Genomic DNA, 13067 nt, shown 5'->3' on the forward strand with positions numbered 1-13067 from the left:
TTCACATGCATCACGTATATGAACTTGACATACGGCGTGTATGTCAGCTATTTCACATACGCACCGTATATGTAATGAGGCGACTTGTGAAGCTTTGAAAAGCTCTGCTGCGCTCATCGGTGCCAATTCAATTATGAAAAAGAGAGATCCAAAATGACTGAGCGCGAAGCAATTTTTCCCGCAAACAGACACGCTCTTTACGAGGAGCATGGTTACTCGGCCGCTATCCGGTCTGGCGACCTTCTATTCGTTTCAGGGCAGGTTGGCAGCCTTTCCGATGGGACGCCAGAGCCCGATTTTGAACGTCAGGTCCAGCTGGCTTTCGCAAATCTCAAGGCGACGCTGGAAGCGGGCGGCTGCACGTTCGACGATATTGTCGATATAACGACGTTCCACACGGACCCCGAAAACCAGTTCGGGACCATCATGGCCGTCAAGCAGCAGATTTTCAGCAAAAAGCCTTACCCGAACTGGACGGCAATCGGCGTCAACTGGCTTGCCGGTTTCGATTTCGAGATCAAGGTTATCGCCCGCATACCGTCAGACGCATAATTCCTATTTCGGGAAACCTCTGCGAGACGGCGTTCTGAAAACGCCGTCACGCCGCCGTTCTTCTACCCTTCAACCAAGCCGCTCGGCATGCCATCTCAAATGGTCGTCCATGAAGGTGGAGATGAAATAATAGGAGTGGTCATAACGCTCGTGCATGCGCAGTGTCAGGCCGATCTCCGTGCCCTTGATCGCCTCTTCGAACAGCCAGGGCCGCAGCCCGTTTTCAAGGAAACTGTCGGCCTTGCCCTGGTCGATCAGGAATTCAGGAAAACGGGCGCCGTCCTCAACCAGCGAGCAGGCGTCATATTGCCGCCATGCGGCCCGGTCCGTGCCGAGATATTTTTCCAGCGCCGGTTCGGACCAGTCGGCGGAGGAGGGCGCGACGATGGGAGCAAAGGCGGAGCAGCTTCTGAAGCGGTCGGGGTTCTTCAGGGCAATGGTCATGGCGCCATGCCCTCCCATCGAATGGCCGAAAATGGCCTGGCGGCTCATATCCGCGCGGAAATGCTGGCTGATAAAGGCCGGCAGCTCTTCCGTCACGTAGCTGTACATGCGGTAATGCTCGGACCATGGCTCCTGCGTGGCGTCGAGATAAAAACCGGCACCCTTGCCCATCTGCCAGTTGGTCAGCTCGTCGGGCACGTCATTGCCACGCGGGCTGGTGTCCGGGCAGACGACGATCAGCCCGAGTTCGGAAGCCATGCGGCGATATTCACCCTTTTCCATGACATTGGCGTGGGTGCAGGTGAGGCCGGAGAGATACCAGACAACCGGGCAGGGCTCCTGGATCGCCTTTGGCGGCACGTAAACCGCAAAGGTCATCTCGCAGTTCAGGGTTTCGGATGCGTGCGAAAATACGCCCTGCATGCCGCCAAAGGCCGTATTTTGCGAAATGATGTTCATGAAGCCATTCCCTTGAGAAGATTTCCGTTCAGCCTGCAAGCGAGACTGCGGCATTGACCGCCGCCGCAACCAGAACCGTGTTGAAGAAAAAGGAGACGATGGAGTGCAGCAGCGTGACCTTGCGCATGGCGGTCGTGGTCACCCCCACATCCGATGTCTGTGCCGTCATCCCGATCACCACCGAAAAATAGAGGAAGTCGTAACCGCAAGGCTCTTTCGTTGCCGGAAAATCCATGCCGCCGCGATGCTGGCGCTTGCCGTCTACCGTGGTCGGCCTCCAGTAAAGATGAGCGTAATGCATGGCCGTCATGGTGTGGATCGTCAGCCATCCGAAGATCACGGAGGCGAAGGCGATGAGCAGCGTCCAGACCGTTTCGCCGCTATGGTTGAGCGCCTGAAACAGCGACACGACGGCAACGCCGACCGCAAGCAGCGTGATCGCAATGATGGCGATTGCGGGCAGGTCGTCGCTGTCGGCGTGGGCCTTCAGATGCTGCGCCGTCAGTCCCGGCAGGTGAAAGGCGGCAAGCGTCAGATAGGTCAGGAAAAACAGAACCGCAGCGACCTCGATGGCGAGCGACGGTGCCAGCGTCAAGGCAAGGGCAAGGCCCAGGGCTCCAGCCAGAAAAGCGATGACGAAGGGTTTATGGCGGCGATAGACGTTGCTTCTCGGGGGGGCCGGGGTCATGGGCTGCGCCTTTCTGTTTGCGCGCTCATTTTTTGACACGGCGGCAGAAACGGTCAAGCGTCTCCAGAAAGGCGGAACGGTCGCGCGGCGAAAAAGCCGCATTATATCCCTTGCTCTCGCCGGTTTCGCGCAAATGAGCGCCAAGATCGCGCATCGCCGTCGCCATGCCGATATTGGACGGATCGAAAACGCGGCCCGTCGGGCCCGTCACCAACGCGCCCTTGGCAACGCAACGCCCGGCCAGCGGCACATCGGCAGTGATGACGATATCGTTTTCACCCGCATGGTCGGCAATCCAGTCGTCGGCGGCATCGAAACCCGCAGATACGATGACGTTTTTCACCATCGGATCCCGCGAGGGGCGCAAACCGGAATTGGCGACGAAGGTCACTTCCAGCCCATGCCGTTCCGCCACCTTGAGTATCTCCGGTTTCACGGGGCAGGCATCAGCATCGACATAGATCTGCGGATTTTGCGACATGGATACTCTTTGCGGATAATTTCTGCGTCGCTTTTAAGGGCAAATGTCCCGATTACCAAGCCCGCTATCTTCGAAAATATGGCGCGAGGCGCAACAGGGCAGACGCTTGCGGCCATTACGCAATTCGCATATGTTCACTTTATGTTCTTTCTTGAGGGGTGTCACATGCTGGAAGAATTCATCGTGCAGGCAAAAACCAACACCTATGTGAGCGGTGGCGACAAATTCCCGACACCCACTCGCCCCGGCGTGCATGATCTGGCCTATCAGGACGGGGACTGGCGTTATCTCGACAGCTATTTTGGCGGAACCGACTTCATCGGCCAGGAGGTCGTCTGGCATCGGGGTGTTCCGCTGTGGGCCATGAGCTATTACGGCCGCATCATCCGCCCCGAGACGATGGACGCCGGTGTGGCGGGCAGGGTGATCCAGCGCTCGCTTTCTGCGCTTTACGGGGAAGGGCGCTTCCTCGGCGGCTTCACCCATCAGGTCGAAGACATGATCTATGTCGACACCAATGAGGGTGAGTTCCGGTCTTTCACTGGCGTCGAACGGATTTATCGGGAAGGTATAGAGGCCTACCGGCTTGACTATCATGGCGGGATCATAAAGCCGTAGAGCAGACGAATTGCCGTGGACAGGGACTGCAATGGCAAATGGCGACGCTCAATATTTCAAGGCGACACTCTATTTTGACAACGAACCCGCGATCTCGGGTTTGACTCTGACTGAGGCATGGGGCGAGGAAGGATATGAATGCGAACCGTTGAGCGAAAAGGGCGTCTTTGACGGCCTGCGCGGGTCGACCAGGGTTTTTGTTGGCGCGCCCGAGCCGGTAATGGCACCGGTTCCACCGGCCCAATATCCGGCGGTCGCGCAGACCAATATCGACTGGTCAAAGACCTTTTGCGTCGATGCGAAAGCGGCATGTGACGATTTCCGCCATGCGACGCACCAATGCGAGTTCAGGTTCCTCATCATGGCGGATGAGAATGATCCCGAAATCGCGCATAACGAAATAGTCTCAACCCTGCTCGGCATCCATCAGGTCGCTCCGATGCGGGCCGTTGCGTTGCATTATCTCGATATGATCGTTGGCCGCACCAATCTTGACGACTATCTCAACTATGCAAACAGTCATCTGGATCAACCGCAGCAAATGGCGGAGATGCTGGCCTTCGGAGCCTTTGTGACGGAGGAGGCAGGAGCAATCAGATCATGGACAACGGGTCTGGAACATTTCGGCCAGACGAACCTGATTCTTGACACTTCGAAGGTAGAGGCGACCGAGGTGCTTCTCACCATATTCGGCCTCGGCCATCTCGTCGTCAACGGGAGGCGCTTTGCAGCCGGTGAAGCCATCACGTCCTATGATCTTCTCGCTCGGTTCGAAGCTGCGGAGCTGGACGGACGGCCCATGCTGCGCATCGTCAGGCATGAGGCCGGCGAGAATACCCCGTCATAACGTGCAGAGCGAGCGGACGGGACGATGAGGGATCATCGTCCCATTGCATCTTTCAAATCAGCCAGGCTGCTTTGTCTTGCGCAGATAGGGAAGAACCGTGTCGTAGGAGCCGAAACGGGCAATCGCATCCTCGTTTGAAACGGCGGCGGTAATGATGACATCCTCGCCCTGCTTCCAGTTGGCCGGCGTCGCCACCTGGTGTTTCGAGGTCAGCTGGATGGAATCGATGGCGCGGAGGATTTCCTCGAAGTTGCGGCCAGTGGTCATCGGGTAGGTGAGGACCAGCTTGATCTTCTTGTCGGGGCCGATGACAAAGACGGAGCGCACGGTGGCATTGTCGGCCGGCGTGCGGCCTTCGGAGCTTTCGCCAGCGCCCGCCGGCAGCATGTCATAGAGCTTGGCCACCTTCAGGTCCTTGTCGCCGATCAGCGGATAGTCGACGTTGAAGCCGGTCGCCGTGCGGATGTCGTTCTTCCACTTCTCATGGCTCTCGACCGGATCGACCGAAATGCCGATGATCTTGACGCCGCGCTTTTCGAATTCCGGCTGCAGGCCGCCCATCGCGCCGAGCTCCGTCGTGCAGACCGGCGTGAAATTCTTGGGATGTGAAAACAGGACCGCCCAGCCGTCGCCGATCCAGTCGTGGAAGCTCACCGGGCCATGCGTGGTCTCGGCGGTGAAATCGGGTGCTATGTCGTTGATACGAAGGCTCATCTTTGGGTTTCTCCCTAATGATTTGAACTGAAATACTGAAGTTTTTCGGCAATCCGTGTCAGGCGCAGGAGCTTAGAGTTTTTGCGTGAATTGGCCAGCCTTTTCATCGGATGCGCGTCGTCTCCTTGATTGATATAGGTGGGTAAAGCCGCACGCCAATGACATATCCCGGCAATGTGTGCGAATTGTCTTCGCGCAGGCATCCGCCAATTCTGATGCCGCATACCTGACGCCGGAACGGCCCAACATATGCCGGATTGCAGGGAGAAACTTCGCCCGGCAATTCCCAGCCGTTTCCCAAAAGACGCGATGGAGAACAGCAATGACGATCACGATCACCGCTTTCGAAAATTCGCCCGATGGCGGCAAGGGTCTGGCCCGTGATATGCGCGTGCGCTGGGCATTGGAGGAGGTGGGGGCGCCTTACGACGTGCGTCTCGTTTCCTTCAAGGCAATGCGGGAGCCTGCGCACTTGGCGCTTCAGCCATTCGGACAGATACCGACCTATCAAGAGGGCGATCTTGCGCTGTTCGAATCCGGCGCGATCGTGTTCCACATAGCCGAACGACATACCGGCCTGTTGCCGCAGGATGCGGATGCACGGGCGCGGGCAATAACGTGGATGTTCGCAGCCCTCAGTACAATAGAGCCGCCAATCGTCGAGCGCTTTGTTGCCGGATACGTGGAAAGGGACAGGAGCTGGCACGATGAACGCCTGCCCTTGGTCGATGAACGCATTCGCAAACGGCTTGGCGAATTATCCAGGCGCCTCGGCGAGGCGGACTGGCTCGACGGCGCATTCAGCGCGGGTGACCTTATGATGGTGTCGGTTCTACAGAGGATAAGAAGTTCAGGCATCCTCGACGAATATCCGAACCTTTCAGCCTATGTGGCCCGTGGCGAGGCGCGCCCCGCCTATCAACGCGCCTTCGCCGATCAGCTGGCGGTTTTCAAGGCCGCCTCGTCACGCTGAACCTTTCCGCATCTCGCCAGAATATCATCAGCGACGCTGGCGAGTGGTGCCGTGGCGTCGATGATCGTCGCATTACCGGAATGCTTCCAGGCTGCCGGCTACCCAATCCGGCCGAGTGGAAAGCGAGGAGAGGGGGCCTTCTTCATTTCTGGATTATGCGTCTGGAACCTTTGCTGCGTGGGTAGCATGCCATTCGGATTTCAAAATCGCATAGATGAATTCGTCTCCCCACTGCCCATTGAAACGATCGTTTTGGACAAGATGTGCTTCCCTGCGCATTTTCAGCCGTTCGACAATCCCAATGGAGCCATGATTGAGCGTGTCGAGCCGTGCAAAAATCCTGTGGCACCCCAACTGATTGAAACCGAGATCCATGATGGCGCGCACAGCTTCTGTCGCATAACCCTTGCCGGAGAAAGAAGGGTTGAAGATATAACCGACTTCGAGTTGCAGAGCATCTTTACTGGCGATTTTCAGGAGTACTTCGCCAAGCAGCATCGCATCCTCTTGACGCACGACCGCCAGTCGCAAAGTGTCGCCATCTTTCGAGAAAGGAGCTGAAAGCAATTCGGCAAACTGCACTGCAAGCGCATCTGGCAGAGGCGGAGATGTGTAGAGAAACCGATAGACGTCGTCGCGCCCATGGTAATCGGCGTAGGATGGCAAATCGTCGGGCTGGAACGGACGCAGGGTGAGACGATCGGTATGTATGGGCAAGAGGATTGCAGTGTTCATTGGTACTCGCATTCAAAGGCGGAAGACCAAGGCTATTTGGGGTCCGGAACAGGAGAAACAAGTCCGCAATTCATTCGCTCTTGCGGGTGCGCTATCGGCTGACGCCGGACAAGCTGGCAATCCGCGTGTCGTTAGGGTGTTCCATTCTTATGAGCGCCTTATATCTAATAGTCGCATAAGATAGATTATGGAACTAAATATCGTTTGGAAGCCTTGCGTTTCAGGCCTTAAGACCTTTCGGAAACCTCAGGCGATCGTTCTGTTGCGGGCCAAAATATCCGCCAGATCGTTCCCTGCGATACCTGAGTGTCCCTTGCACCACGATATATCCACATTGGGATTACGAAGCAGCAAGCGATCCACATTCCGCCACAGAGCTCCATCTGGTATCTGCCGTTTCCGCGCTCGCGAATTGGGGTTGATGCGTTTCCACCCGTTTGTCCGCCAGATTTCGCGCCAGCGATGACACCCCTCGACGACATGGGCGGAGTCCGTCCAAAGCCTGGCCGTCCGGCCTGGCGCATGGGCATCCAGCCACAGAAGCGCATTCATCACCGCCATGACTTCAAACGCATTATTTGTCAGTCCGGTTTCCATTCCTCGCGCGGCATGAAACTGCTGCTCGGCTTCAAACACGACGAATGCCCAGCTTCCCGATTGTGCAACCGGGTCGTATGAACCATCCGTGTAAATTTCAAGTGCTGCGGTCATCGAACTCGTTTTCCCGCATCAACGCGGCATTCGTGCAAAACCTTTTGCCAGAATTGGTCCGGTTGGTCTGCCTGTCGGCGATCCGCCTGCCTGCTCAAGTGTAATTTCGTAGAGCTGGTCGCTTCTCGGTGTCGGCAATACCGGCCCTTCAAGACGTGCGGATCGAACCCCGTCGATCAGGCCGAGAGAAACAGGCCCAACCTCTCTGGATGGCAACGTCCATAGCTGGATCGTCTTGTCCTGCGGCACGGCAAAATCAGCCAGCATCCGCAAGGTCGCCTTTTCGTTTCCGAAATCCTCGACCACGGCCTGAACCTCTCCCGCCTCGTTGAGAAGGACTGCGATCACCAGCGGCTCCGCTGTGCGCGTCAGACTGAAGGTCAACCCGGCCGCAAGAACGACGGTTGCGGCAATGGCGGAAATCGCAATCGATCGCCATCCGTTTCGTTTATTGTCGTTTGCGGTGCGGATAGGCCTATTGGTCGTGGATTTCTCCTGCGGCGGCAAACGGCTTTCGATATTGTTCCATAATTCACCGTTGACGGCGGCAGGCTCAACGCCGGTATCGAGCGGCAGAAAGCGCTCGCGGCTTTTAGCGATTGCCGCCCGCAATTCGCCGTCGCGTTCCATGGCTGCTTCGATAGCTTCAGCGTCCGACGCCTCAAGCAGACCCAATACATAGTCATCGGCGATGGCCGGAATGTCTTTGCGATCGAATGTCATGCCATGCACTCCCGGAGTGCCGAAAGCCCTCGCCTTATCCAGGATTTCGTCGTCCCGAGCGGAGCACGCAACCGGCCGGCAATTTCGCCGTGGGAATATCCAGCGACGTAAGCCATTAAGATGCCTTGTCTTTTTGTCTCATCAAGTGCACCGAGACATTCATAGAGGCGCGAATTCCTGTCGAGTTTCTGCCATGCGGCAATTACCTCGTCCGCCTGTTCACTGTCGCGAAGCGTTTCAACATCCTGCACGGCGAGTTCACGCCTGCCGTCGCGCAGAAGATTGAGCGCCCGGTTTCTGACGATGGCGTAAATCCAGCCGCGAGCCGAACCATGGTCCGCTTTATACTGGTGCGCATGCGTCCAGATGCGCACGAAGCTCTCCTGCACCACCTCCTCCGCCAGTTCCCTGCGCTTGACGATACGCTCTGCCACCGCGATCAACCGCCCTGCCTCACGGTCGAAAATAGCGCGCAATGCGTTTCGGTCGCCCCTGGCGCAGGCGGCGAGCGCCCTGTCGAGATCGTCCGGCACGGAGCCCATACGCATGCAAAACCTTTCGAGTTCAGACCGCAAGCCACAGTTGGCTTTGGCATAATACCCATAGCGCGACGATATGGATGCATGCGGCAGATATTTTTTTGCCTGCTGCATCCAAACGCATCATCCCGCGTGTCTTTATTGTTGGAAGCGTCGAAAACCAAAGGCTGGACGGCTTCCAAACGGATCAACGCACGGGAGAACGACATGAAACCTATCCGCTTCACTCTGATCGCCTCGGCCGCTTTCGCAGCAACGGCGAGCGTCGCAATTTCAGCACCGGTCCTTGGACTGACCGGCGACAAGACGCTGGTGATGTTCGATACCGAAAAGCCGGCCGTCACCAAGACGATGGATGTCACCGGCGTCGACAAGCTCGTCGGCATTGATTTTCGCCCGGGCAGCAAGACCGTCATCGGCGTAACGCCGGATCATCGCATCGTCTCCATCAATCTTGAGACTGGCGCGGCAACCGAAGTGGCCAAGATGGACAAGATGCTGACCGTAACCGAAGCCCCGGTCGTCGTCGATTTCAACCCCATGGCGGATCGTCTGCGCTTCATGACCGGCACGACCAATCACCGCGTTCATCCCGATACGGGCGCGGTCACGGTCGATGGCGCACTCGCCTTCGAAGACGGCGACATGCACAAGGGAGAGACACCCAATATTGTCGCCGCCGCCTATACCAATTCCATCGGCAAGCCGGAAAAAACGGCCATGTACAATATTGATGCCACCATCGGCGCACTGGTCCAGCAGACAAAGCCAAACGACGGCACATTGAAAGCCATCGGCAAGCTTGGCCTCAAGGAGAAGCCGGCGACTTACGCATTCGATATCCACGGCGAGGAAGGCGGCAAGAACACTGCCTATCTGGCCGCAGGCAATAGTCTCTACACCGTCAATCTGGAAACCGGCGCGGCAACCGAAGTCGGTATAATCACGGGTGCGGACAAGGGCCTGCGCGACATGACGGTCCTTCCTGCAATGTGATTTGCCATCGCGGGCTCTGAACAGCTCAAAAAAGAAGGCTGGCCCCGTTTTCGGGCCAGCCTTTTTCACTACGCCATTTATCTTGCGGGTCACATCTTCGGAAGCAGAACCTTGTCGATGACGTGAATGACGCCGTTCGACTGCTTGACATCCGCGATGGTGACATGCGCCACGCCGCCCATCTCGTCGGTCAGCGTGATCTTGCCCATGCTTTCCTTGGCTTTCAGAATGCAGCCGCCAACGGTCTTGACGTCATGCGTACCCTTGTCGTCCTTGATCATCTTTTCGATGGTCTTGGACATGGCATCGGCTGCCACGACATGGCAGGTGAGAATCTTCGTAAGCTGGGCCTTGTTTTCCGGCTTCAGCAAGGTTTCGACAGTGCCCTTTGGCAGCGCCGCAAAGGCTTCGTTGGTGGGAGCAAAGACCGTGAAAGGCCCCTTCCCCTGAAGCGTTTCAACAAGGCCCGCGGCCTTGACCGCTGCGACCAATGTTGTGTGGTCCTTGGAATTCATCGCATTTTCAACGATGTTCTTGTTGTCATACATGGCAGCGCCGCCCACCATTGGATTGGCGGCAAATGCGCTGGCGGAGATGGCGGACACGATTGTTGCGAGTGCAAGCGTGCGTATCGTGGACCTGATCATCGTAATTTCCTCTTGTTCGGTTGCCCCGACGCTCGATACGCGCCTCCTCGGGCTGGCACTCCATAATCGGAGCAAGACAAGATACGAGACGGTCACGGAAAGAGTTTCAGCCGATCCGGATTCTTTGAAAACTTATTCTCGCCCTACAGGGGGAGCCTCCCCCTCGCCCATCAGATCGATCCCAATGAAACGCGCTTCTCAAGCTCGGCCGCCTCTTCCTTGCGTTCGCTGTAGCGGTCAGTGAGATAGGCTGAGGCGTCACGCGTCAGCAGGGTGAATTTCACCAGCTCTTCGCAGACGTCGACAACGCGGTCGTAATAGGATGACGGCTTCATCCGGCCTTCAGCATCGAATTCCTGATAGGCTCTGGCCACCGATGACTGGTTGGGAATGGTGATCATCCGCATCCATCGTCCGAGAATGCGCATCTGGTTCACGGCATTGAATGACTGGCTGCCCCCGGAAACCTCCATCACGGCGAGCGTCTTGCCCTGTGTCGGGCGGACCGATCCGACAGAAAGCGGAATCCAGTCGATCTGCGACTTCATGATGCCGGTCATCGCGCCATGGTGCTCCGGGCTCACCCACAGCTGACCTTCGGACCACAATGACAGCTCGCGCAGTTCCTGTACCTTCGGGTGGCTCACGGGCGCTTCATCGGGTAGTGGCAGGCCTTTCGGATCGAATATCCGGACCTCGCACCCGAACCTTTCAAGCAACAGTCCTGCTTCAAAGGCGAGTAAACGGCTGTAGGATACCTCGCGAAGCGAGCCGTAGAGGATGAGGATGCGGGGCTTGTGGGTCGAGGACGCCGGACGCAGTGCATCGAGATTGATCTCGTGCAGATGCTCGCCTTTCAGTGCGGGGAATGTGTCAGGCAATTCGCTTTCCTTCCTGATCGAGAACCTGTTCGCCATCCTCCTTGAAGAATGGCCCCTTGAAGCTGTCTGGCAGGATATCAAGCACGACCTCGGAAGGGCGTGCGAGCCTGGTGCCGAGCGGTGTCACCACGAAGGGACGATTGATGAGGATCGGCGTGCCGATCATGGCATTGAGCAACTGGTCATCGGTGAGGTCCGGATTGTCGAGACCCAGTTCGGCATAGGGTGTCCCCTTCTCGCGGATGGCTGCTCGAACGCTCAGGCCAGCATCCGCGATCATCGTCGCGAGTTCTTCGCGCGTTGGCGGCTCCCGCAGATATTCGATCACCTTCGGTTCGATCCCGGCGGCGCGGATCAGCGCCAGTGTGTTGCGAGACGTCCCGCAGGACGGGTTGTGATAGATCGTGATGTCCATGCTCATTGCCTTTCGGTGATTGTCTTTCGGGAAGCATCGGGGCGGGAAACAGCGGGGGCAGCCTCATACCAGTCCTTCGAGCGGTTCACGATCCAGACGACCGAGAGCATGACCGGAACCTCGATGAGAACGCCGACAACGGTTGCCAGCGCCGCACCCGATTGAAAGCCGAACAGGCTGATGGCGGCCGCCACCGCGAGTTCGAAGAAGTTGCTGGCGCCGATCAGCGCAGATGGACCGGCAACGCAATGCCGTTCGCCTGTCAGGCGGTTCAAAAGATAGGCAAGCCCGGAGTTCAGATAAACCTGGATCAGGATCGGGATGGCGAGCAGACCGATGACGGCCGGCTGCGCGATGATCTGCTCGCCCTGAAAAGCGAAGAGAAGAACCAGCGTTGCAAGCAACGCCACCAGCGAAACAGGGTGCAGCCTGGCAAGAACGCGATCCAGCACCTCTAAAGTGCCATCCGCCATGAGCCGCTGCCTGATGACCTGCGCGAGAATGACGGGCACGACGATATAGAGCGCAACGGACAGAACGAGCGTGTCCCATGGAACCGTGATTGCCGACAGACCAAGCAGCAGGCCCACAATTGGAGCAAATGCGATGACCATGATCGCATCATTGAGCGCGACCTGCGAGAGCGTGAACAGCGGCTCGCCCTTTGTCAGATTGCTCCAGACGAAGACCATGGCCGTGCAGGGTGCTGCGGCAAGAATGATCAGCCCGGCAATGTAGGAATCGATCTGGCCGGCGGGAAGATAGGGGCGGAAAAGCCAGCCGATGAAAAGCCAGCCCAGAAGCGCCATCGAGAACGGTTTGACGGCCCAGTTGATGAACAATGTGACGCCGATGCCCCGCCAGTAGCTGCCGACCTGCGCAAGAGACCGGAAATCGATCTTGAGCAGCATTGGAATGATCATCAGCCAGATCAGTATCGCGACGGGGATATTGACCCTGGCGATCTCTGCCGCACCGATAGCCTGGAAGGCGCCGGGCATCAGATGACCGAGGGCAACACCGACGACGATGCACAGAAACACCCAGACGGTGAGATAACGTTCGAACATTGACATCATGCGGACTTTCGTTGCGTCGTTGCTGAGGAAGGAAAGCGCGCCCAGTTGCCGTTCCCTCACCTTTGCCTATGGGAAAATAGAGCGAGCGGAATTGCGCGTGCGCAGGGTGCGCACGTTAAGGACATCGTCGATCATGGTCTTGGTCCGTGGTTAGGTCGGCGGCCTGGTAGATTTCACGAGCGGCTGGCCTCCGGGCTGCAGCAGGGTGTGAGTTCGGCGATGAGCGGAGCACAGAGTTCCGTCGAGCCGCCGCAACAATCCTTCAGCAGAAACAGGGTCAGTGCACGCAGGCCATCAAGATCCGCCCGGTAGATGATCGACCGACTTTGCCGCTCGCTCTTGACCAGCCCTGCCCGCGACAGTGTGGCAAGATGTGCCGACATCGTGTTCTGGGGAATGTCGATGAGACGCGCCAGTTCACCCGCCGGAACACCTTCCGGCTCGTGGCGCACGAGAAGCCGGAATGTTTCCAGTCGAGTGGACTGGGCCAAGGCGCCGAGCGCCGTTATCGCAATGCTTTTATCCATATATCCAGAATAACGGATATATTACATCTGTCAACAGC

The 13067-nt window shown here is 57.5% G+C and carries 18 protein-coding genes; 5 read left to right on the forward strand and 13 right to left on the reverse strand.

Annotation, left to right across the window (positions count from 1 at the left end):
• Positions 1 to 153 precede the first annotated feature (153 nt).
• Positions 154 to 552, forward strand: a complete 399-nt coding sequence (locus JZY08_RS05865) for a RidA family protein (protein WP_082184226.1) — start codon at positions 154 to 156, stop codon at positions 550 to 552.
• A gap of 69 nt (positions 553 to 621) precedes the next feature.
• Here the strand turns inward: JZY08_RS05865 and fghA are convergent, their stop codons facing one another.
• From fghA to JZY08_RS05880, 3 genes are read right to left on the reverse strand one after another with little or no spacing between them, the layout of a single operon-like run.
• Positions 622 to 1455, reverse strand: a complete 834-nt coding sequence (fghA, locus tag JZY08_RS05870; RefSeq protein ID WP_216331302.1) for an S-formylglutathione hydrolase — start codon at positions 1453 to 1455, stop codon at positions 622 to 624.
• Between the two features lie 28 nt (positions 1456 to 1483).
• Entirely contained in the window at positions 1484 to 2143 is a 660-nt protein-coding gene (locus tag JZY08_RS05875; protein WP_003496077.1) for a DUF1345 domain-containing protein, read from the reverse strand.
• 25 nt (positions 2144 to 2168) lie between these two features.
• A complete protein-coding gene (locus JZY08_RS05880; RefSeq protein ID WP_003496076.1) occupies positions 2169 to 2624 on the reverse strand; it encodes a YaiI/YqxD family protein in 456 nt (151 codons plus the stop codon).
• A 165-nt stretch (positions 2625 to 2789) separates the two neighbouring features.
• On the opposite strand from JZY08_RS05880, the gene JZY08_RS05885 reads away from it, so the two are divergent.
• Together JZY08_RS05885 and JZY08_RS05890 are read left to right on the forward strand one after the other, a co-directional pair.
• Positions 2790 to 3242 (forward strand): DUF5680 domain-containing protein, encoded by a 453-nt coding sequence (locus JZY08_RS05885; protein WP_216331303.1) that lies wholly within the window; start codon positions 2790 to 2792, stop codon positions 3240 to 3242.
• 31 nt (positions 3243 to 3273) lie between these two features.
• Positions 3274 to 4089 carry a nitrile hydratase subunit alpha gene (locus JZY08_RS05890; protein ID WP_216331304.1) on the forward strand — a complete coding sequence of 272 codons (816 nt, stop codon included), beginning with the start codon at positions 3274 to 3276 and terminating at the stop codon, positions 4087 to 4089.
• Positions 4090 to 4146: 57 nt separating this feature from the next.
• On the opposite strand, the gene JZY08_RS05895 is transcribed toward JZY08_RS05890, so the two are convergent.
• A complete protein-coding gene (locus tag JZY08_RS05895) occupies positions 4147 to 4803 on the reverse strand; it encodes a peroxiredoxin (RefSeq protein ID WP_003496073.1) in 657 nt (218 codons plus the stop codon).
• A 322-nt stretch (positions 4804 to 5125) separates the two neighbouring features.
• Between JZY08_RS05895 and JZY08_RS05900 the strand changes: the two genes are divergently transcribed.
• Complete coding sequence (locus tag JZY08_RS05900; protein WP_216331305.1) at positions 5126 to 5776, forward strand: glutathione S-transferase family protein; 651 nt, start codon at positions 5126 to 5128, stop codon at positions 5774 to 5776.
• A 153-nt stretch (positions 5777 to 5929) separates the two neighbouring features.
• Here the strand turns inward: JZY08_RS05900 and JZY08_RS05905 are convergent, their stop codons facing one another.
• The 4 genes from JZY08_RS05905 to JZY08_RS05920 all read right to left on the reverse strand — a co-directional run bounded on the left by JZY08_RS05905 (position 5930) and on the right by JZY08_RS05920 (position 8487).
• On the reverse strand, positions 5930 to 6511 hold the full coding sequence (locus JZY08_RS05905; protein ID WP_082184233.1) for a GNAT family protein: 582 nt from the start codon (positions 6509 to 6511) through the stop codon (positions 5930 to 5932).
• A gap of 246 nt (positions 6512 to 6757) precedes the next feature.
• Complete coding sequence (locus JZY08_RS05910) at positions 6758 to 7222, reverse strand: ribonuclease H (protein WP_137037543.1); 465 nt, start codon at positions 7220 to 7222, stop codon at positions 6758 to 6760.
• Positions 7223 to 7240: 18 nt separating this feature from the next.
• Entirely contained in the window at positions 7241 to 7945 is a 705-nt protein-coding gene (locus JZY08_RS05915; RefSeq protein WP_216331306.1) for an anti-sigma factor, read from the reverse strand.
• Positions 7942 to 8487, reverse strand: a complete 546-nt coding sequence (locus tag JZY08_RS05920; protein ID WP_082184235.1) for a sigma-70 family RNA polymerase sigma factor — start codon at positions 8485 to 8487, stop codon at positions 7942 to 7944. The genes JZY08_RS05915 and JZY08_RS05920 overlap by 4 nt, the downstream gene beginning before the upstream one ends.
• 204 nt (positions 8488 to 8691) lie before the next feature.
• Between JZY08_RS05920 and JZY08_RS05925 the strand changes: the two genes are divergently transcribed.
• Positions 8692 to 9480 carry a DUF4394 domain-containing protein gene (locus tag JZY08_RS05925; protein WP_164056176.1) on the forward strand — a complete coding sequence of 263 codons (789 nt, stop codon included), beginning with the start codon at positions 8692 to 8694 and terminating at the stop codon, positions 9478 to 9480.
• A gap of 89 nt (positions 9481 to 9569) precedes the next feature.
• Here JZY08_RS05925 and JZY08_RS05930 read toward each other — a convergent pair whose 3' ends face one another.
• From JZY08_RS05930 to JZY08_RS05950, 5 genes are all read right to left on the reverse strand, one after another.
• Entirely contained in the window at positions 9570 to 10127 is a 558-nt protein-coding gene (locus tag JZY08_RS05930) for a fasciclin domain-containing protein (protein ID WP_003496063.1), read from the reverse strand.
• A gap of 170 nt (positions 10128 to 10297) precedes the next feature.
• Positions 10298 to 11044 (reverse strand): arsenical resistance protein ArsH, encoded by a 747-nt coding sequence (gene arsH / locus JZY08_RS05935; RefSeq protein WP_216331307.1) that lies wholly within the window; start codon positions 11042 to 11044, stop codon positions 10298 to 10300.
• On the reverse strand, positions 11001 to 11423 hold the full coding sequence (arsC, locus tag JZY08_RS05940) for an arsenate reductase (glutaredoxin) (protein WP_216331308.1): 423 nt from the start codon (positions 11421 to 11423) through the stop codon (positions 11001 to 11003). Before arsC ends, arsH begins: the two co-directional genes overlap by 44 nt.
• A gap of 2 nt (positions 11424 to 11425) precedes the next feature.
• A complete protein-coding gene (gene arsB, locus JZY08_RS05945; protein ID WP_216331512.1) occupies positions 11426 to 12499 on the reverse strand; it encodes an ACR3 family arsenite efflux transporter in 1074 nt (357 codons plus the stop codon).
• Between the two features lie 176 nt (positions 12500 to 12675).
• Positions 12676 to 13029, reverse strand: a complete 354-nt coding sequence (locus tag JZY08_RS05950) for a helix-turn-helix transcriptional regulator (protein WP_216331309.1) — start codon at positions 13027 to 13029, stop codon at positions 12676 to 12678.
• Positions 13030 to 13067: the final 38 nt, after the last annotated feature.

It is taken from the genome of Rhizobium sp. X9 (genome assembly GCF_018873185.1).
Taxonomy (GTDB): Bacteria; Pseudomonadota; Alphaproteobacteria; order Rhizobiales; family Rhizobiaceae; genus Agrobacterium; species Agrobacterium oryzihabitans.

Bases quoted from the DNA above. Each gene is read 5' to 3' on its own strand.
- arsC (WP_216331308.1), bottom strand. From the start codon at position 11,423: ATGGACATCACGATCTATCACAACCCGTCCTGCGGGACGTCTCGCAAC.
- JZY08_RS05865 (WP_082184226.1), top strand. From the start codon at position 154: ATGACTGAGCGCGAAGCAATTTTTCCCGCAAACAGACACGCTCTTTAC.
- JZY08_RS05875 (WP_003496077.1), bottom strand. From the start codon at position 2,143: ATGACCCCGGCCCCCCCGAGAAGCAACGTCTATCGCCGCCATAAACCC.
- JZY08_RS05890 (WP_216331304.1), top strand. From the start codon at position 3,274: ATGGCAAATGGCGACGCTCAATATTTCAAGGCGACACTCTATTTTGAC.
- JZY08_RS05900 (WP_216331305.1), top strand. From the start codon at position 5,126: ATGACGATCACGATCACCGCTTTCGAAAATTCGCCCGATGGCGGCAAG.
- arsB (WP_216331512.1), bottom strand. From the start codon at position 12,499: ATGTCAATGTTCGAACGTTATCTCACCGTCTGGGTGTTTCTGTGCATC.
- JZY08_RS05950 (WP_216331309.1), bottom strand. From the start codon at position 13,029: ATGGATAAAAGCATTGCGATAACGGCGCTCGGCGCCTTGGCCCAGTCC.
- JZY08_RS05905 (WP_082184233.1), bottom strand. From the start codon at position 6,511: ATGAACACTGCAATCCTCTTGCCCATACATACCGATCGTCTCACCCTG.
- JZY08_RS05880 (WP_003496076.1), bottom strand. From the start codon at position 2,624: ATGTCGCAAAATCCGCAGATCTATGTCGATGCTGATGCCTGCCCCGTG.
- JZY08_RS05930 (WP_003496063.1), bottom strand. From the start codon at position 10,127: ATGATCAGGTCCACGATACGCACGCTTGCACTCGCAACAATCGTGTCC.
- arsH (WP_216331307.1), bottom strand. From the start codon at position 11,044: ATGGCGAACAGGTTCTCGATCAGGAAGGAAAGCGAATTGCCTGACACA.
- JZY08_RS05885 (WP_216331303.1), top strand. From the start codon at position 2,790: ATGCTGGAAGAATTCATCGTGCAGGCAAAAACCAACACCTATGTGAGC.
- JZY08_RS05920 (WP_082184235.1), bottom strand. From the start codon at position 8,487: ATGGGCTCCGTGCCGGACGATCTCGACAGGGCGCTCGCCGCCTGCGCC.
- JZY08_RS05895 (WP_003496073.1), bottom strand. From the start codon at position 4,803: ATGAGCCTTCGTATCAACGACATAGCACCCGATTTCACCGCCGAGACC.
- JZY08_RS05915 (WP_216331306.1), bottom strand. From the start codon at position 7,945: ATGACATTCGATCGCAAAGACATTCCGGCCATCGCCGATGACTATGTA.
- JZY08_RS05925 (WP_164056176.1), top strand. From the start codon at position 8,692: ATGAAACCTATCCGCTTCACTCTGATCGCCTCGGCCGCTTTCGCAGCA.
- JZY08_RS05910 (WP_137037543.1), bottom strand. From the start codon at position 7,222: ATGACCGCAGCACTTGAAATTTACACGGATGGTTCATACGACCCGGTT.
- fghA (WP_216331302.1), bottom strand. From the start codon at position 1,455: ATGAACATCATTTCGCAAAATACGGCCTTTGGCGGCATGCAGGGCGTA.